Below are 17,020 nucleotides of genomic sequence, written 5' to 3' on the forward strand. Positions count from 1 at the left end.
CGAGGGGTGGCGGTAACCAAGCGGCCGGGCGTGCCCCCGTTGATGCAGATGGCGTCTCACCCGGTGCGGTGGGCGTTGCTGGCCGAACTCGCGGCCGGCGACCACCGGGTACGGGAATTGGCCGCCGCCGTCGACGAGCCGCAAAACCTGGTGTCGTATCACCTGCGGCTGCTGCGCTCGGCGGGGCTGATCGACGCGCGGCGCAGCAATTTCGATGCCCGCGATACCTACTACCACCTGAACCTGGCCAGGTGTGCGGCGCAATTCGCCGGGGCGGCAAGCGTTTTGCATCCGGCGCTCGCACCCGCTGGCACCATCCGGCCGGCCGGGTCGGTGCTGTTCTTGTGTTCCGGCAACAGTGCGCGCTCGCCGATGGCGGAGGCGCTGCTGCGGAAGAAGGGCGCGGGCCACATCCGGGCCGCGAGCGCGGGCAGCCATCCCAAACCCCAGATTCATCCGAACGCGGTGCGGATCATGCGCGACCTGTACGACATCGACCTCGGCGGCGCCCGGCCCCGGCCGTTGGCCGCGGTCGCCCGTCGCCGCTTCGATTGCGTGATCACGCTGTGCGACAAGGTCCGCGAATACGCCGACGACCACGGCGTGGCCACGACGATGCACTGGAGCCTGCCGGACCCGTCCGCCGCGGGCAAGGCGAGTTATCCCGAATTCCGGCGCGTGGCAAGCGAACTGAACGACCGGATCGAATTCCTGTTGCCCACCCTTGCCCGGGAGCGACGATGATGCCGTTCGACCGACGCCGCTTCCTCGGCGGGCTGGCGCTGATCACCGCGAGCGGTGCCGCCGGCGTCGCGGCGGCCTGTTCGCGAACGACGCCGCCCGGACCGCCCACCGGCAAGCCCGATTACACGCTGCGGATCGGCGCCGGAAATGTGGAGCTGGCGCCCGGCCACACCGCGTCGACCCTGACGTACAACGGCCAATTCCCGGGTCCGTTGCTGCGGTTCAAGGAGGGGCAACGGACATGGGTGGACATCTTCAACGACACCGATGCCCCCGAGCAGCTGCACTGGCACGGGCAGCACGTGGGCGTCGACGTCGACGGGTCGGCCGAGGAGGGCACCCCCGACATCCCGGCACACGGCATGCGGCGCATTTCGTTTGTGCCGGGCCCGGCGGGCTTCCGCTTCTATCACACCCATGTGGTGCCGCGCGCCGACCTGTCCCGCGGCCAGTACAGCGGCCTCGTCGGCCCGGTCTACATCGAACCCAGACAGAACCCGGGCGCCTACGACCAAGAGATCTTCCTGACGCTCAAGGAGTTCGAGCCCAGTTTCAGCCACGGGGGCGACATGGCCAGCGATTTCCTGGCCGGCGAACCGGACGCAGACCTCAAGGAGAAGGGCGAGGCGGCGATGGCGGCCTCGCTGGCGCGCGGCGAGCCGAAGGGCTTCGAGGTGAGCTACGGGGCGTTCGCCGTCAACGGGCGCATGCTCGGCCACGGCGACCCCATCCGCGTCCGGCCCGGACAGCGGGTGCTGTTGCATGTCCTCAACGGCAGCGCCACCGAATCCCGCAGCCTGGCCCTGCCCGGGCACACCTTCAACGTGGTCGCGCTGGACGGCAACCCGGTGCCCAATCCGGCGCCGGTGCCGGTGCTGTGGCTCGGTGCGGCCGAACGCATTTCGGCGGTCGTCAACATGACCAACCCCGGCGTGTGGGTGCTCGGCGACTTGTCCGACGACGACCGTGGCCACGGCATGGGCGTGGTGGTGGAATACGCCGGACGCGGCGGCGACCCGCAATGGGCCGCGCCCGCGCCGTTCAAGTGGGATTACCGGCTGTTCGCGCCGCCCAACCCCGCGCCGGCGCCGTCGCCGGAACGCACCATGGAGATGCTGATCGAGAAGCGCAACGCCGCCGACAACGGCTTCAACGTCTGGATGTTCAACGGCACGGCGTTTTCCATGGAGACCAATCGGCCCGTGCTGGATCTGCAGCGCGACAAGCGCTATCGGTTCCGATTCCGCAACGCCACCGACGACCTGCACCCGATGCACCTGCACCGCCACACCTTCGAAATCACCCGCATCGCCGGCGCACCGACCGCCGGGGTGCGCAAGGATGTCGCGATGCTGGGCGGGTTCCAAAGCATGGAGATCGATTTCGTCGCCGATCAGCCAGGGCTGTCGCTGCTGCACTGCCATCAGCAGATCCACATGGACTACGGGCTCATGCTGCTGCTCAACAGCCACTGATCCGCGCGGCGTGCATCTACGATTCGGCCATGGCGCTCGAGACGGGTCAGGTGTTTGCCGGATACACGATCCTGCGCCCGCTGGGCTCGGGTGGCATGGGGCAGGTGTATTTGGCTTCGCACCCGCGGTTGCCGCGCGAGGACGCGTTGAAGGTGCTGCCGACCGAGGTCACCGCCGATCCCCAGTACCGGGAGCGATTCGAGCGGGAGGCGGAGCTGGCCGCGGGGCTGTCCCACCCGCATATCGTGGGGATCCACGACCGCGGTGAATATGAGGGCCAGTTCTGGATCTCGATGGAATACGTGCCCGGCACCGACGTGGCCCGGCTGTTGCGCGAGCAATTCCCGGGCGGGATGCCCGTCGACGACGCGATGGCGATCGTCAACGCGGTCGCCTCGGCGCTCGATTACGCGCATCACCGGGGCCTGCTGCACCGCGACGTGAAGCCGGCCAACATTCTGGTGGCCGACGCGGACGGACAGCCGCGGCGAATCTTCCTGGCCGACTTCGGGATCGCGCGACGCGTCGACGACGCCGCGGGGCTTACGACCACCAGGATGGCGGTCGGCACGGCGGCCTACGCGGCGCCCGAGCAGTTGATGGCCGGGTCGGTCGACGGCCGCGCCGATCAATACGCCTTGGCGTGCACCGCATTTCATCTGCTGGCCGGGGCGCCGCCGTTCGGCGGCCCCAACCTCGCGGTGGTCATCGGCCAACACGTCAGCGCCGCGGCGCCGTCGATCGGCGGCCACCGCCCGGAGTTGAGCGGCGCGGATCCCGTCTTCGCCACCGCGCTGGCCAAGGACCCGTCCGGCCGGTTCAACAGCTGCGGGGAGTTCGCCCGGGAATTGGGCCGGCACCTCGAGCTGGCCGACGCGGATGCCCAACAAGCGTCGGGCCCGACTGTGCTTGCGCCGCAATGGGTGAAACCGTCCGTCTGGAGGCGGGTGGGCCGTCGCCCCGCGGTCCTCGCCGCGGCCCTGGCCGGGATCGTGCTGCTGGTCGCCGCCGGGGTCGTCGCACTGCTGAAGTTCACCGGGCCGCGCAGCCCGGCCCCGCCGGCCAGCCCCTTCACGGGCACCTATCGGGCCGAGTTCGGGCTGAACATGGCTCTGGATGACGTGCCCGACCCCGGTTCCCCACCGGCGCTGACGAGCACCTACGGCCTGCGCTCGGTGTGCCGCCCCGCCGGCTGCGTGATGACCGCGTCCCGCCTCGGCGGGGAAACCGTGGCGCAACCGACGATGGTGTTCGATCAGATCGGCGCGGCCTGGGTCGCGGTCGCCGTCGCGCCCGACGCGTGCCGCGAGGCAACTGCGGAGTTCTGGCAGGTCTTCGTGCTGCGGCCCCGTCCCGACGGCGGCCTCGACGGCGAATACACGGCGACGGCCGCCAACGCCTGCGCCAACAAGCGAACCGTGTCCTTCACCCGCACCGGCGACGTCGACGTGAAATCCCTTCCCGATCCGGGCGCCCAGCCTCCGCGGGCGGCGTCGCCGGCCCAGGGCCTGCGCGGCCGTTACCGCCTCACCCGGATCTTCGCGAACGGCCTGCCGCAACAGCAGCTCAACACCGCGGTCGCGACCTACTGCCTGCGCACCGCCGACCGGTGCATGAGCTACTTCCACGAAGCATCGGCCGACCAACCACTGGTATTCGGAGACGGACGCTGGACGTGGAACGTCGATGCCGATGTCACCTGCCCGCACTCCGGGGGCACTGCGCGCATGAAATCCACCGGGGTGTATCCGCTGCCTCAGCCCCCCGGGGACCCCATCGCCAAGCTCACCGGCCGCGCTCACCAGGAACAGAGCGCGCCGTGCGAGCTCAACACGGACTTCGACGAAACCTTCACGCGCACCGGCGATTAAGGGGAAGGGCGGCGCACCACCGTTTGCCCGGACGGCGCGGCTCCGTATTCGTCGCGAATTTACGTGCCGCTGCGGCTTGAGCATTTACGATTTGCCCATGTCGCTCGAGACGGGTCAGGTGTTTGCCGGGTACACGATCGTGCGGGTGCTGGGTGCGGGCGGGATGGGCCAGGTCTACCTGGCGGCGCATCCCCGACTGCCGCGCGAGGACGCGTTGAAGGTCCTGCCCGCGGATCTGACGGGCGACCCGGAGTTTCGGGGCCGCTTCATGCGCGAGGCCGAGCTGGCGGCCGGGTTGTCCCATCCGCACATCGTGACGATCCACGACCGCGGCGAAGCGGACGGCCAGTTCTGGATCTCGATGGATTACGTGGCCGGCACCGATGCGGGCCGGCTGCTGCGCGACAACCCGGGCGGGATGCCGCTCGAAGACGTCGTGGCGATCATCACGGCGGTCGGGTCGGCGCTGGATTACGCGCATGGCCAGGGGCTTCTGCACCGTGATGTCAAGCCCGCCAACATCTTGCTCACCGACCCCGACGGTCAGGCGCGGCGGGTGTATCTCGCCGATTTCGGGCTCGCGCGCCACATCGATGACGCGACCGGACTGACCGCGACCAACATGACGGTCGGCACCGTGGCCTACGTGTCGCCAGAGCAGCTGAAGGGGGAGCGGGTCGACGGGCGCGCGGATCAATATGCGTTGGCCTGCACCGCTTTTCACCTGCTCACCGGCTCGCCGCCGTACGCCGATTCCAACCCCGCCATCGTGATCAGCCAACACATCAACGCCGCCCCGCCCTCGATCGCGGCCCGCCGCCCCGAACTCGCGGCGCTGGACCCCGTGTTCGCCACCGCAATGGCCAAGGAGCCATCCGAACGGTTCGGCAGCTGCCGCGAATTCGCCGACCAACTGGCCCGCCACCTCGGGCCGGGCTTCACCCAGCCCGGCGACATTCCATTCCCGGACACCCAACCCCGGATCGACGCGACCCTCCCCGCCCTCCGACCCCGCCGGCGTCCCCGGGCGCTCATCGGCGCACTGGTGGGCATCGCCTCACTTGTCGTAGCCGGTGGTGTCTTCGCGGGCGTGAAGCTTCTCCGCCACGACCCGGGCCACGCCGCCCCGACCAATCCCACCGCCCCGCCGGTAAATACCGCCGCCGCGACGCCGAACACCGGCCCCTTCACCGGTGTCTACCAGGTGCGCTTCGGCCAGGGCACCACTCTCGAGGGTGTGCCGGGGCAGGGCGCGGCCCCGGAAACGGACACGTACGCCGTCCGCTCGGCCTGCGGGTCGAGCGGTTGCCGCGCGACCGCGCAACGCGTCGGCGGCGAGCTGAGGCTCGCACCGAGCGCGGTCTTCGACGAGGTCGACGGGCGCTGGGTGGCCGTGACCATCGGCTCGGACAAATGCCGAGGCGCCCCGGCCGAGGTGTGGCAGGTGTTGACGCTGGAGCCACGGCCGGACGGCACCTTCGTCGGCGAGTACCGCGGGGCTTCCGCCAATGCCTGCAACGAGAAGCGGACGGTGACCTTCACCCGTTCGGAAGACGCCGACATCAACAAGCTCCCGGACCCGAGCACCCTGCCGCCGCGGGTCGGCTCGCCGGCCGCGGCGCTGCACGGCCGCTACCACCTGGTCCGAAAATTCAAGGCCAGGATCGCGCCACAGCAGAGCGACCAGGCCGTCATCACCGACTGCCTGCGCACCGGGGAGCGGTGCATGAGCTATTTCCACTCGAAAACGATTGACACACCGCTGGTGTTCGAGGGCGGGACCTGGACCCTGCACGTCGAGCATGACGACAACGATCCGGGCTGTGGCGGGGCCGTGTACGCCCGAGCCACCGGGCAATACGCGCTGCCCCAACCGCCACAGGATCCGATCACACAGCTGATCGGCCACGACCATCTGGACGAGTCGTCGGGCCGCGCCGACTGCCAATGGAGCGTGGACTTCGACGAAACATTCACGCGCACAGGCGATTAGGAACCTCTGCCCGCTACGGGCCACCCGCCAACGCCTCGATGAGGCGCGACGACACCTCCGGTCGTACAGTTAGGCATGTCGCATCCGATGGACCCGGGTCCGCCGCCCCCATTCCAGCCACCGCCGCCCCAGGGGGGATACCCGCCGCCTTATCCGGGGCCGTACCCGCCGGGGCTTTATCCGCCGCCGTACCCGCCGAGTCCGTATCCCGCGCCATACCCGCCGGGCCCGTACCCGCCGCCGGGCTACGCGCATCCGCCACAGGCCCAGACGACCAGCGGATTCGCCATCGCCGCACTGGTTTTCGGCGCTTTCGGGGGAATTCTGCTCGGCGTCATATTCGGCATCATCGCGCTGGGAAAAACGAAACCCGGTGGGCAGCGCGGCAGGGGATTGGCGATCGGCGGGCTCGTGCTGTCCGGCGCGTGGGCGGTCGGCATCGCCGTCCTCATCGCGGTGGTCGCCCTGTCGCCGACGCACACGGTCAGCGCGCGGGACATCAAGGTGGGGGACTGCTTCGCCGAGCTGCCGCGGGGGAACCGAATCTCCTCGGTGGACACCACCAGCTGCGACCGGCCCCATGCGGCGGAGGTGGCCGGGATCGTCACCATTCCCGACGGGCCGTTCCCCGGCGAGTCCGGCTTCGGCGCCTACGGGAAGGACTGCAAGGACGACCTGGCGTCGTACTCGCCGACGGCGCTGCTGGATCCCGACATCGACTTGGCGATCATGCCGCCCACGCGGGAGTCGTGGCAGCGCGGCGATCGCGCCATGGTGTGCGTCGCGACGTTCACCACCAAGCGAACCGGGTCCATCAAGAGCTGAGCTCCCGAAGCGGCTGATTTTCGCGGATCCCGCGATACATGCCCCATCGGACGATCCACGGCATCACCACCCGCTCGACCGACCACGACGGGAACCGAAACGAGTGGCCCGTGGGGAAGAAGACTTCCAGCCCGTTGGGCTGGATGCCCACCAACGAACCCCACCGCCGGCCCGGAGTCCGGAAGGCGCGCAACTCCCGCCCGGCGAACTCGGCGCGAATGTTGCTTGCTACCAACGAATCCCCCCGATTGCGGGCCGAGCTGCGCAGCGGGTCGGTGGCCGCGACGTCGCCGACCGCGAACACGCCCCGATGACCGGGCACCCGCAGCTGGGGCATCACCCGAACGAAGCCGCGTTCGTCGAGCAGTTCCGGTGGCAGCCAGTCGGTATTGGGCCGCACCCGGCCTACCGCCCAGAGCACGGCGTCGGCGGACGCCGGGGGTTGGCCGGTGCTCCATTCGACCGGTTTCCCGGTGATCTCCTCACCCGAGAAGCCGTCGGCGATCTGGGCACGGTGGCCCGGGTGCAGGCCCACGCCGAGCTCGGTCAGACGGTCGCGGATGCGCCGCCACGTCGCCGGGTGGTACTCGCCCAACGCCCGCTCGCCGGGGAAGTAGAGATCCACCCGTTTGCCCGGCCAGGTGGTCGCGATGTTGACGGCGCTGCTCACCGCGGCCGCCCCGCCCCCCACGACGATCACCGACTCGGCGGCGGCCAAGCGGTCGTGGGCGGCGCGCAGCTCGGCGCCGATCTCGTTGGGCGACTGCATGGTCGGGCGGCGCCAGAAGCCGTTGCTGACGCCGGTCGAGATGACCAACGCGTCGTACTCCTCGGCAACGGGCGTGCCGTCCTCGCTCCGGCCCAACACGGTGCGGGCCGCAAGGTCGACGCCGGTCAGCGTGGCCTGCACCGTGCGCACGCCGTCCAGGCGGCGGAACCTGTCGAACGGGATCCAGTAGTCGCGGGCCCAGTCCTCGGGGCGGGAGAGCCGGACGCCGAGTTCCTGGCCGCTGACCAGCGCGGGTTTGGCGGAGATCCCGACGACGTCGGCGTGCCGGGCCAGGCGGATGGCGGTCAGGACACCGACGTCTCCCAGTCCGGCGACGACGACGCGCTTGCGTGTCGCAGTCACGGGCGGCGCAATTCGCTTGTGCCGCTGGGGCTTTCGGTCGGCCGGGCCGCTCCGACGGCGTCCATGCGGGCCTCCTTACGCGCGTGGTGGGCAAACTGTAACACGTTCTAGGTATGCGCCATCGGGCGTCGGATCACGGGCGGCCGCATCAGTAGCATTAGCCAGCGGCGTGCGCCGCCACGGCACCGAAAGGAACGGGTCCCATGACGACACAGGCCGATGCCCACCGCCACGGTCCACAACTGATTCCGCGCCGGCTGCTGCGGGGCGGCCAGGCGCACCATCCGGCCGTCCTGGAGGAGGCCCGGAGGCGAGGCGGAAACCTCCAGCTGCGCCTGGCCGACCGGATCACCGCGTTCGCCGGGTCGATGAACTTCGTCTGGCTACATGCGGCCCTGTTCGGCGTATGGATGCTGTTCCTGGAAGCGAGTCCATGGCCCACCCTGACCCTGGCCGTGTCGCTCGAAGCGATCTTCCTGTCGACCTTCGTGATGATCGGCCAGAACCGTCAGGCGGCGTTCCAGCAGGCCCGGGCCGATCATGACTACCAGATGGAGGACTTGGAACTGAAGACCAACACCGAGCTCACCCGCGAGATCCACCTTCTCACGCAGGAACTGCACCGGCGCTATATCGGACCGCCGAGTTGACAACGGCTGCGACACGCAACCAAAAGCGTTGCCAGAGCGCGTGGTGACACGAACGACCGCTCTAATGTGGGGGAGCAGATGTTGGAACTACAGGCGACGATGCGACCACGTGTGGACGCCGCGCTGCGTGCCGCGGCGCGTGCGACGGCACCGCGCCCCGCCGCGGCCAGGCGGGCCGCCAAGGACCTGCAGCAAAACCTCGGGCCGGCGGTCGGTGCCGAGATCCGCTGGGCGTTCACGCCGCCACGCAACTGGCTGATGGGGGTGGTGGCCAACATCGTCTTCGCCGCCGCCTGGTTGCTGGTGCAGCCACTCACGCCCGGGCGCCACCACCACGACTGGGCCGTCCTGGTCGGCACGTACTTCTCCTCCTGGGTGCTCGCGGACGTCACCACCACCAACCTGCTCGGCGCCGACCACTACCGCGTCCAACAGGCTTTGTCCGACGGGGTGCCGTTCTGGCGGGTGCTCTTGATCAAGAACCTGGCGCTGCTGGCGATCGTCGGGCTGCCGACGTTGCTGACGGCGATGGTCCTCACCCTGTGGTTCCAAACGCCCGCGAGCCTGGCGGTGACGATCCCCACCGTCGCGGTGCCCATCGTGTCCTGGCTGGGCGTCGGTAATTTCTTCTCGGTGCTGCACCCGGTGAGCGTCGAGCCGCTGCTGCGGCGGTGGCGGCAGCGTGCCGATCGTCGCCGCACCGGCGCCTGGATGCTGGCGCTGACCCTGCCGTATGCGCTGTACTACGTCGCCGACCCGATGAACGGGGTGGAGCACCGCCTGCTGTGGACGAAAGTCCCCGCCCTCATCTGGCCGGTGTTCGGGCGCGACACGAAGAGCTTCGTGCATTTGGCGATCGCCATCACGGTGTGGATGGTGGGAACCGTCGGCGCCCTGGTGTGGGTGCGCAAGCGGGGGGTCGAGATCAGGTGAGCCTCAGCTGGAGGAGTCGGGCGCTCCCGGCCGTTGTTCAGCTGACGCGGGCGCGCACCTACCGCAGCGCGCAAACCGCCCGCGATCACATCGACCGGCGAGCCGCGCATCCGCAGTTCTACGGGCCCCCGCCGGGATTGCCCAAGGACGTCAACCTGCACCTGGATCGGCATTCGGTCTGGCCGATCTACACCCTGACCTCCGGCGCCTCGCGCACCGCGCAGCGCACGGTCTTCTACCTGCACGGCGGGGCCTGGGTGAACGAAATCGCTTCGCAGCATTGGAAATTGGCGGCCCAAATCGCCGCCGACGCGCGAGCGCAAGTCATCGTGCCGATCTATCCGTTGGTGCCGTTCACCACCGCCGCCGGGGTGGTGCCTACGATCGCCGAACTGGTGGCCGAGAAGGCGGCGGCAGACCACTCCGTGTGCCTGGCCGGGGATTCCGCCGGCGGACAGATGGCCTTGTCGGTCGCGTTGATGCTGCGCGACGAGCGCCGCCTGGTCCTGTCGGAAACCGTGCTGATCTCGCCCGTCCTGGACGCGTCGCTGACCAACCCGTTGATCGACGCGGTCGACGACCCATGGCTGACGCGGGTGGGCCTGCTGGAGTTCGCCAGGCGCTGGTGTGGTGACCTGCCGATGACCGACCCGATGGTCAGCCCCCTGAACGCCGAGCTGTCCGGCCTGGGACCGCTGACCGTGTTCAGCGGCACCCGCGACATTCTCAACCCCGACGCGCGACTGCTGGCCGAAAAGGCCGCGGCGGCCGGCGTAAAGATCGATTACCACGAACAGCCCGGCTTGTTGCACGTCTACCCCCTGACTCCCACGCGGGAAGGCCGCGCCGCGCGAGCGCTGATCGTCGATCGGTTGCGGGAGAACTAAGCCCACACCGGACAAATCCGGCCCGGCGGTGCAATGATTGGCGTCATCGTTGAGCGCGGCTAAACCGGTGAGCCGCACGCGCATTCATCGCCTTCGGCAGAGAGGGAAACACAATGACCGAACAGCCGTCCCCCGGGTGGTACCCGGACCCGAGTGGCCAGCCCGGCCAAATGTATTGGGACGGCCGGCAATGGCACGCAAACCCCCCTGCCGCGGGCGCGGGCGTCGCTCCCTACGGTGGCGCGCCGTACGGCGTCGACCCCTACGGCCGGCCGCTGTCGGACAAGAGCAAGCTCCTCGCCGGGCTGCTGCAGATCTTTGTCGGTAGTTTCGGCGTCGGCCGCTTCTACCTCGGCTACACCAACGTCGGCATCGCCCAAATCGCGGTGTCCTGGCTGACCTGCGGGATCGGTGCCATCTGGCCATTGATCGACGGGATCATGATCCTCGTCGGCAAGGTGCCCGACGCGGAGGGGCGCACGCTGCGCGACTGACGAGCATGGCCGGGCCTCAGACATGGCCGCGCGTATTCTCGCGTTTGCGGGTGCAGTTCGGTCAACAGGGGAGGAACCGCCCATGACGACGCCCAACCAGCCCGGTTGGTACGACGATCCACAAGACCCCAACGCCCAGCGTTTCTGGGACGGTCGGACCTGGACCCCGCAGCGGCAGCGCAAACCCGATGCGCGGGCCCCGCGACCGCCGGTCAACCGGCCGCAGCAACCCCCGCCCTCTGCCGCGCCGACCCAGGTCACACCAGTGCAGCCCCCTCCGCCGCGGCCCAACCTGCCGCCTTCGGCGGCGCAGACCCGCGCGGCGCCCCTGCCACCCCTGCCTCCGCGCCCGCCGGCGCCGACCGGGCCGCCGCGCCCACCCCAGCCGCCCAATCGACCCGCGCCGCCCGGCTATTCACCGCCTGGGGCGCGCCCGGGGCCCGATACTCCTGCGCAGCCCGGCTCACAACGATGGGCGCCACCCGGTCCGCCGAATCCGGGCGCCGGCGCACACGAGGTCCCTGAAAGCCTTGCTGCGGTGAAGGCCGTCGCGGCAAGGATGTCGGTGCCCGCCTGGATCGTGTTCGGGGGCCTGCTCGTCACCGTCGTCTCAATTTTCCTGCCGTTCGCGACGGTCAGCCTCAAGCTGTTCGGCAGGACCCTGAGCTCGCACGGGGCCGCCGCCGACGGAACCGCGAAGTTCGTTGTCATCCTGTTGGCCGTCGTGGCCGCGTTGTTGGCGTTGCCGGCGCTGTCGGGATCCCGAATGCCGGCCAGCCGGCTCATCGGACTCAGCGTGGTGGTCGGCCTGCTGGGTGCCTTGACGTTCGTCTGGTTCCACACCGTGTCGACGAAAAACAACGAAGGCGAAGGGTTCGTGACCGTCACGCCGGCGTTCGGGCTGATGGTTTACGCGGCGGCGGTCATCGTCACCGCCGTGGGCGTCGTGCTGCTGTGGATGGATCGATCGAAGACCAGACAGGTTTAGTTGGCAAGGCCCCTGCGATTCGATGTCCCGGCCAGCGGTCCTTCGGGCGCGTCCGCCCGACCGGCGTTGTTAACCTTGCGAAATGGACGACGGCGAGAAGCGGGTGAAGTCGACTCTTGCCGCCACCAGTTGGGCGCTGCTGGGCATGATGTCCTACGAAGAGGAAGTCTCGGGATACGACCTCAAAAAGTGGATCGACTGGAGCGTCGACCTGTACTACTGGAGCCCGTCGTACAGCCAGATCTACACGGAGCTGAAGAAACTCGAGGCTCTCGGGCTCGTCACGTCGCGCGTTGAGCACGATGAGGGGCCCCGCAGCCGCCGGCTGTACAAGATCACCGCGGCGGGGATGGACGCCGTCACGGAGTGGACTAATGATGCACCCGTGGATCCGCCGGTGCTCAAGCACAGCGTGCTGCTGCGAGTGACGTTCGGCCACCTCAGCAACCCGGCCCGCCTCAAGGAACTGCTTCAGGAGCATGTCGCTTACGCGGAAGCCCGGCACCAGAAAGCCGTCGAGGACGCCGAGGGGGCCGAGGCGGAACCGGCCTGGGCGTATTCGGTGATCGCCCTGCGCTGGGCGGCTAAGTACTACGCCGCGGAGCGCGAGTTCGCGCTGGAACTGATGAAGGACATCGACGAGGCCGACGCCATCATCCAGAAGGCCGCCAAGAGCGGTTTCGGCAAACCACGGCCCATGCCCGGCTACTGGCGTGAAATCGAGAAGCAGTTCGAGGCCAGGCGCACGGCTGACTAGGGCTTGCTTGCTGCGTCGAGCGCCGCGATGTAGGCGTAGACCAGTCCCTGCGCGATCGTCGCGCCCGCCCCCGGGTACGTCGTGCCAAACGCGTTGGCGGCGGTATTGCCGATCGCGTACAGCCCGGCGATCGCGCTCCCGTCCTCGCGTAGGACCCGCGCCCGTCCGTCTGCTTTCAGGCCTCCGCAGGTGCCCAGATCGCTGAGTACCAGTTTCACGGCGTAGAACGGGCCCTTGACCAGCGGACGCAGGTTGGGGTTCGGGGTTATCGTGGGGTCTCCGTAGTAGCGGTCATAAGCGCTGCGGCCCCGGCCGAAATCGGGATCCTCTCCGGCGCAGGCGCTTTCGTTGAAGCGGGTCATCGTCTGGACGAACTCTTGCACTGGAACACCCATGTGTCCGGCCAGTCCGGCGAGGCTGTCGGCCCGCGCGGCGATGCCCGCGTCGTACCACGCCTGCGGAAGCGGCATCCGCGGAAACAGTTCCGCGCCAAACACATAGCTGTTGCGGTACTGCTGATCGAAGACGATCCACATCGCTTCGATCGGGCTGCCCGACCGCTCCAGTTCGAGCAACTGCTGGCCGAAAGACATGTAGTCGGTCGACTCGTTGCAGAACCGGTGGCCGTGTTGGTCCACGATCAGGCAACCCGGAAGTGACCGCTCGGCGAGCATCACCACGGGCGCCTTGCCGGGCAGCGGCGCGACGGCCGGGAACCACCACGCCTGATCCATCAAATCGATGCCCGCGCCGAGCTCTTGGGCCGCGCGGATGCCGTCGCCCGTGTTGGATTCGGCGCCCAGACTGAAGTTGGGGCCCAGCGACTCCGACTGGAACTTCCACCGCATATCCATGCTGTGGTCGAAACCGCCGGTGGCCAACACAACCCCGCGCCGGGCGGTGACTGTCACCTCACGGCCGTCGTGGTTCACGACCGCGCCGCTCACCCGGCTACCGTCGCCGTCGAGGCGCAGCAGCGTGGTGTCGGTCCACACCGGGATGCCGGCGCGCAGCACGCCCGCGAACAGCCCGGCAGTCAGGCCCTGGCCGCCCGCCGCGTAGCGTCGGCCCAGCAGACGGCCGCCGAACCCCTGGGCCACCCGCTTGGCGATCGTCGGAATGCCCTTGCGGGGCAGCCGAACCACCAGGTTCATCCATCGGTAGTCGGCACCGGTCGTCGGGATCGAGACGCCGGCCTCGAGCACACCCGGTCTCAGCCGGGTGCGATAGTCGCCAAGGATCGCCGTGTCCAGCGGCAGGCACTCGCAGGTGCGCCCGGCCGCGCTGCCACCGGGCTCCTCGGGGTGGTAGTCGGAGTAATCGCGGGCCCAGAAGAGCCGCAGCGGCGTCGTGCGGCGCAGCATTTCGACCGTCGCGGACAGGTGGGTCAGAAAGCCGACGGAACGCTCCGCAGGCGCCGAGCCGGCCACCACGGCGTCCAGATAGGTCGCGGCCCGCTCGGCGGTGTCGTTGGCGCCGGCATCGGCCAGCACCGGTCCCGCGGGCAGCCACAGGGCGCCCCCGGACCGGGCGGTCGAGCCGCCCACGTAGGACGACTTCTCGACGATAAGCACCGACAGCCCCAGCTCATGCGCGGCCAGCGCGGCGGCCATGCCGGTGCCCGAGCCGACCACCAGCAGGTCGACCGAGGTATCGGACACCGCTAGTCCGGCGGGAATCGTCGTGCTGTGCTCAGTCACGCCGAGAACCGTATGCCGCGCCGACGCGGTGGTGGAAGAGCCCTCCTGTTGAGTGGAACACGCCGCCACCGCGGCTCCGCCCGCGGGCATCACTAGCGCATGTGACATCGCAGCCCGACGCCGGAGAAGTTCGGCTCATAGAAGCGCAGGCCACGCCGACGCGGTTTGCCCGCGGCCGGCACTGCCTCGGCCCGGTCAGAGACTTCGGTGACGGCAAGCCGCACGTGATCAACGCCTTCGGACAGAAGCTTGTCGTGTTCCGCAGCGCGGACGGCAACGTCAACGTCCTCTGCATGACTGGCGTTGGGGGGCGACGGGCGGTGCAAACAAGTTCCGTACAGCAGGCGCACCCCGCGGCTAGCCCGCACGCCGCCCCGACCCGAGGTCAGTATCCCTCGCATCGAGGGTGCGACCAGCGACGAATGGACCGACTGGCACGGGTACACCACGGTTGTGAACACCAACCGCCGCGAAATCACCGACAACGTCGTGGATATGGCGCACTTTTCCTACGTTCACGGGTCATTGCCCACGCATTTCAAGAACATCTTCGAAGGACACGTGGCGACGCGGTGCGGTGCGGATCGCCGACGAAACCGTAGGCGCCACACCGTAATTCGGTAATTATCCTTTTTCAAGCGTGAACTGGCACAAATCGGTGTAGCCGTCGCGGAACAACTGGGAACAGCCGGTCAGATACCGCATATAGCGGTCATAAACCTCTTCGGATTGGGTCGCGATAGCTTCGCTCTTGTGCGCTTCGAGGGCCGCCGCCCACATGTCGAGCGTCCTCTTGTAGTGCGGCCGCAGCCGATGGATCCGGCTAACCGTGAACCCGATCTCCGTGGAATTCTCCTCGACCATTTCCACCGTCGGCAGCCGCCCGCCGGGGAAGATCTCTTCCAGGAGGAATTTCACGAAGCGGATATGCCACATCGTCAACGGAAGGTTGCGCTGCCGGATCTGCTCGCGGCTTAACACCACGATCGTGTGGAGCAGCATCGTGCCGTCGGCCGGCAAGAGGTTATAGGCCCACTTGAAGAAAGGGGCGTGACGGTCGTAGCCGAAATGCTCGAGCGGGCCGATCGCCACGATCCGGTCCACCGGCTCGTGAAACTGCTCCCAGCCCTGCAATAGCACCCGCTTGGACCGGGGGCTGTTCGATGCCGCGAGCTGCTGTTCGACGTAGGCGACTTGGTTCCTGCTGAGGGTCAGGCCGACGACGTCGACGTCGTATTTCTCCAGAGCACGAAGCATCGCCGAACCCCAACCGCATCCCACGTCGAGCAACTTCATGCCCGGCCGCAGCCCAAGTTTGCCCAGCGCCAGGTCGATCTTGGCGATCTGCGCCTCTTCCAGCGTCATGTCGTCACGCTCGAAGTACGCGCAGGTGTACGTCCGTGTCGGGTCTAGGAATAGCGCGAAGAAGTCATCGGACAGGTCGTAGTGGGCCTGCACGTCCTCGAAGTGGGGCCGCAGGCGTTGTGCACTTTCTGGCATGCGTCCTCTCGCAACGGCTCGGGCGGGTAGCCCCCGCCGCTTCAAGCCGGCGTGGGTCGCCGCGACTAATCCGCACCATTCGGTAAGGGACGCTACACGAATTCGGCCCCACTACGGGGTAGCGAAACCACGGGATTTACGGCATCTTTTTTCGCTGGCGACACGGTTCTCAATGCCGACGATCATTGCCTCATCGCAACGGGCCGCCATGATGATTGGAGAACTCGGTCCGCCGCAATGACCTCATTAACGGCCCGACGATTGATGCACAGGCGATTTCCACGCAGTCGTTTGCGCGGTTGTTGATGCGTGCTATTAGCCCAGCCGGATCAGCTCCGAGTCCACCGGACGGCGAACGGCAACGTCGCACATCAGGGTCTCGGTGGGTCGACTGAGTCACAGGGAGTCCCGCCGCGGCGAGCGCGTAACCCTTGAACACCCGCGCCACCGGGCTCAACACGTGTTGGGCCCTGATCGTCGCGCGCGTGACCCCCACCGGCCGCCCCTGGGCCCACAGCGTCACCTCGGTCATTTGGGCGTCCAGGGCTTTGAATACCTGCTCTCGGATCAGGAGGTCTGCGGTGAATGCCTCGACGCTGACCGCCAGGCTCCCGGCCCGTGCGGGCAACTGCGGCGAGAAAGTTCCTTAGCTTTCCGCCCGCCATCTGCACGATCGCGAAATCCGACACACGTGATTCGGTGACTTCCGTGATCGCTCGCCGAGTTCAGGCGTGCGCGCCGCTGTCGATCCGGATTTCGGTGCCGGTGACGAACGCGCCGTCGTCGGAGGCCACCATGGCGATCACCGACGCGACGGCGCTCGGGTCCGCCAGCGCCGCATCCACTGCGGCCGTCACGGCACCCTCGTCGGAATTGTCGAGGACGGCGGTGGTCAGTCGCTCACCGGTGCCGGCATCGTCGGCGGCGGCCGCGGTTCGTGCCAGCCCGTCCGCCGAGACGTCGTAAGCCACGACGGTGCCGCCCTCATCGAGCAGCGGGGCCGCGGTGGCCTGCCCGATTCCGGAACCAGCTCCGGTCACGACGACGCGTCTGTCGGCGAAACGTTCCATC

Annotated in this window: 14 protein-coding genes and 2 pseudogenes; 12 read left to right on the forward strand and 4 right to left on the reverse strand. The window is 68.4% G+C overall.

Going from position 1 to position 17,020, the window contains the following annotated elements; translation table 11 throughout:
• Nucleotides 1-6: 6 nt before the first annotated feature.
• The 5 genes from A5706_RS02515 (at nucleotide 7) to A5706_RS02535 (ending at nucleotide 6,908) form a co-directional block, all read left to right on the forward strand.
• Complete coding sequence (locus A5706_RS02515) at nucleotides 7-744, forward strand: helix-turn-helix domain-containing protein (RefSeq protein WP_231984966.1); 738 nt, start codon at nucleotides 7-9, stop codon at nucleotides 742-744.
• A complete protein-coding gene (locus A5706_RS02520; protein ID WP_369831784.1) occupies nucleotides 744-2,219 on the forward strand; it encodes a multicopper oxidase family protein in 1,476 nt (491 codons plus the stop codon). Before A5706_RS02515 ends, A5706_RS02520 begins: the two co-directional genes overlap by 1 nt.
• A gap of 29 nt (nucleotides 2,220-2,248) precedes the next feature.
• Nucleotides 2,249-4,090, forward strand: a complete 1,842-nt coding sequence (locus A5706_RS34880) for a serine/threonine-protein kinase (protein ID WP_068126713.1) — start codon at nucleotides 2,249-2,251, stop codon at nucleotides 4,088-4,090.
• A gap of 97 nt (nucleotides 4,091-4,187) precedes the next feature.
• Nucleotides 4,188-6,083 carry a serine/threonine-protein kinase gene (locus A5706_RS34885; RefSeq protein ID WP_068126715.1) on the forward strand — a complete coding sequence of 632 codons (1,896 nt, stop codon included), beginning with the start codon at nucleotides 4,188-4,190 and terminating at the stop codon, nucleotides 6,081-6,083.
• A 75-nt stretch (nucleotides 6,084-6,158) separates the two neighbouring features.
• Nucleotides 6,159-6,908: a DUF4190 domain-containing protein gene (locus A5706_RS02535; protein ID WP_068126718.1), complete on the forward strand. Its 750-nt coding sequence runs from the start codon at nucleotides 6,159-6,161 to the stop codon at nucleotides 6,906-6,908.
• Here A5706_RS02535 and A5706_RS02540 read toward each other — a convergent pair.
• Nucleotides 6,898-8,040, reverse strand: a complete 1,143-nt coding sequence (locus A5706_RS02540) for an FAD-dependent oxidoreductase (protein ID WP_068126720.1) — start codon at nucleotides 8,038-8,040, stop codon at nucleotides 6,898-6,900. The genes A5706_RS02535 and A5706_RS02540 overlap by 11 nt on opposite strands.
• Nucleotides 8,041-8,243: 203 nt before the next feature.
• Here A5706_RS02540 and A5706_RS02545 point away from each other — a divergent pair, with 203 nt between their 5' ends.
• The 6 genes from A5706_RS02545 (at nucleotide 8,244) to A5706_RS02570 (ending at nucleotide 12,749) form a co-directional block, all read left to right on the forward strand.
• The gene (locus tag A5706_RS02545) at nucleotides 8,244-8,690 is read left to right on the forward strand and encodes a DUF1003 domain-containing protein (RefSeq protein ID WP_082964148.1); all 447 of its coding nucleotides are present in this window, start codon (nucleotides 8,244-8,246) and stop codon (nucleotides 8,688-8,690) included.
• Nucleotides 8,691-8,768: 78 nt separating this feature from the next.
• Nucleotides 8,769-9,623 carry a hypothetical protein gene (locus tag A5706_RS02550; RefSeq protein WP_068126721.1) on the forward strand — a complete coding sequence of 285 codons (855 nt, stop codon included), beginning with the start codon at nucleotides 8,769-8,771 and terminating at the stop codon, nucleotides 9,621-9,623.
• Nucleotides 9,620-10,510 (forward strand): alpha/beta hydrolase fold domain-containing protein, encoded by an 891-nt coding sequence (locus A5706_RS02555; RefSeq protein ID WP_068126723.1) that lies wholly within the window; start codon nucleotides 9,620-9,622, stop codon nucleotides 10,508-10,510. The genes A5706_RS02550 and A5706_RS02555 overlap by 4 nt, the downstream gene beginning before the upstream one ends.
• Before the next feature lie 113 nt (nucleotides 10,511-10,623).
• A complete protein-coding gene (locus A5706_RS02560; RefSeq protein WP_068126726.1) occupies nucleotides 10,624-11,004 on the forward strand; it encodes an NINE protein in 381 nt (126 codons plus the stop codon).
• A gap of 82 nt (nucleotides 11,005-11,086) precedes the next feature.
• A complete protein-coding gene (locus A5706_RS31960) occupies nucleotides 11,087-11,992 on the forward strand; it encodes a DUF2510 domain-containing protein (RefSeq protein WP_082964149.1) in 906 nt (301 codons plus the stop codon).
• 82 nt (nucleotides 11,993-12,074) lie between these two features.
• Nucleotides 12,075-12,749, forward strand: a complete 675-nt coding sequence (locus A5706_RS02570; RefSeq protein WP_068126731.1) for a PadR family transcriptional regulator — start codon at nucleotides 12,075-12,077, stop codon at nucleotides 12,747-12,749.
• Here A5706_RS02570 and A5706_RS02575 read toward each other — a convergent pair.
• Nucleotides 12,746-14,449, reverse strand: a complete 1,704-nt coding sequence (locus A5706_RS02575) for a 3-ketosteroid-delta-1-dehydrogenase (protein WP_197517726.1) — start codon at nucleotides 14,447-14,449, stop codon at nucleotides 12,746-12,748. The two genes, A5706_RS02570 and A5706_RS02575, sit on opposite strands and share 4 nt — an antisense overlap.
• A 101-nt stretch (nucleotides 14,450-14,550) precedes the next feature.
• Here A5706_RS02575 and A5706_RS31965 point away from each other — a divergent pair.
• A pseudogene (locus A5706_RS31965) lies at nucleotides 14,551-15,022 on the forward strand (3-ketosteroid-9-alpha-hydroxylase); the annotation flags it as partial.
• A gap of 51 nt (nucleotides 15,023-15,073) precedes the next feature.
• Here the strand turns inward: A5706_RS31965 and A5706_RS02580 are convergent.
• Together A5706_RS02580 and A5706_RS02585 are read right to left on the reverse strand one after the other, a co-directional pair.
• Nucleotides 15,074-15,949 carry a cyclopropane mycolic acid synthase family methyltransferase gene (locus A5706_RS02580; protein WP_068126734.1) on the reverse strand — a complete coding sequence of 292 codons (876 nt, stop codon included), beginning with the start codon at nucleotides 15,947-15,949 and terminating at the stop codon, nucleotides 15,074-15,076.
• Nucleotides 15,950-16,737: 788 nt separating this feature from the next.
• Nucleotides 16,738-17,019 (reverse strand): annotated as a pseudogene (locus tag A5706_RS02585) (SDR family NAD(P)-dependent oxidoreductase); the annotation flags it as partial.
• Between the last annotated feature and the right edge of the window lies 1 nt (nucleotide 17,020).

Source organism: Mycobacterium sp. E796 (assembly GCF_001672815.1).
GTDB lineage: Bacteria > Actinomycetota > Actinomycetes > Mycobacteriales > Mycobacteriaceae > Mycobacterium.

Bases quoted from the DNA above. Each gene is read 5' to 3' on its own strand.
- A5706_RS02520 (WP_369831784.1), top strand. From the start codon at position 744: ATGCCGTTCGACCGACGCCGCTTCCTCGGCGGGCTGGCGCTGATCACC.
- A5706_RS02580 (WP_068126734.1), bottom strand. From the start codon at position 15,949: ATGCCAGAAAGTGCACAACGCCTGCGGCCCCACTTCGAGGACGTGCAG.
- A5706_RS02550 (WP_068126721.1), top strand. From the start codon at position 8,769: ATGTTGGAACTACAGGCGACGATGCGACCACGTGTGGACGCCGCGCTG.
- A5706_RS02545 (WP_082964148.1), top strand. From the start codon at position 8,244: ATGACGACACAGGCCGATGCCCACCGCCACGGTCCACAACTGATTCCG.
- A5706_RS02570 (WP_068126731.1), top strand. From the start codon at position 12,075: ATGGACGACGGCGAGAAGCGGGTGAAGTCGACTCTTGCCGCCACCAGT.
- A5706_RS34880 (WP_068126713.1), top strand. From the start codon at position 2,249: ATGGCGCTCGAGACGGGTCAGGTGTTTGCCGGATACACGATCCTGCGC.
- A5706_RS02535 (WP_068126718.1), top strand. From the start codon at position 6,159: ATGTCGCATCCGATGGACCCGGGTCCGCCGCCCCCATTCCAGCCACCG.
- A5706_RS02560 (WP_068126726.1), top strand. From the start codon at position 10,624: ATGACCGAACAGCCGTCCCCCGGGTGGTACCCGGACCCGAGTGGCCAG.
- A5706_RS31960 (WP_082964149.1), top strand. From the start codon at position 11,087: ATGACGACGCCCAACCAGCCCGGTTGGTACGACGATCCACAAGACCCC.
- A5706_RS34885 (WP_068126715.1), top strand. From the start codon at position 4,188: ATGTCGCTCGAGACGGGTCAGGTGTTTGCCGGGTACACGATCGTGCGG.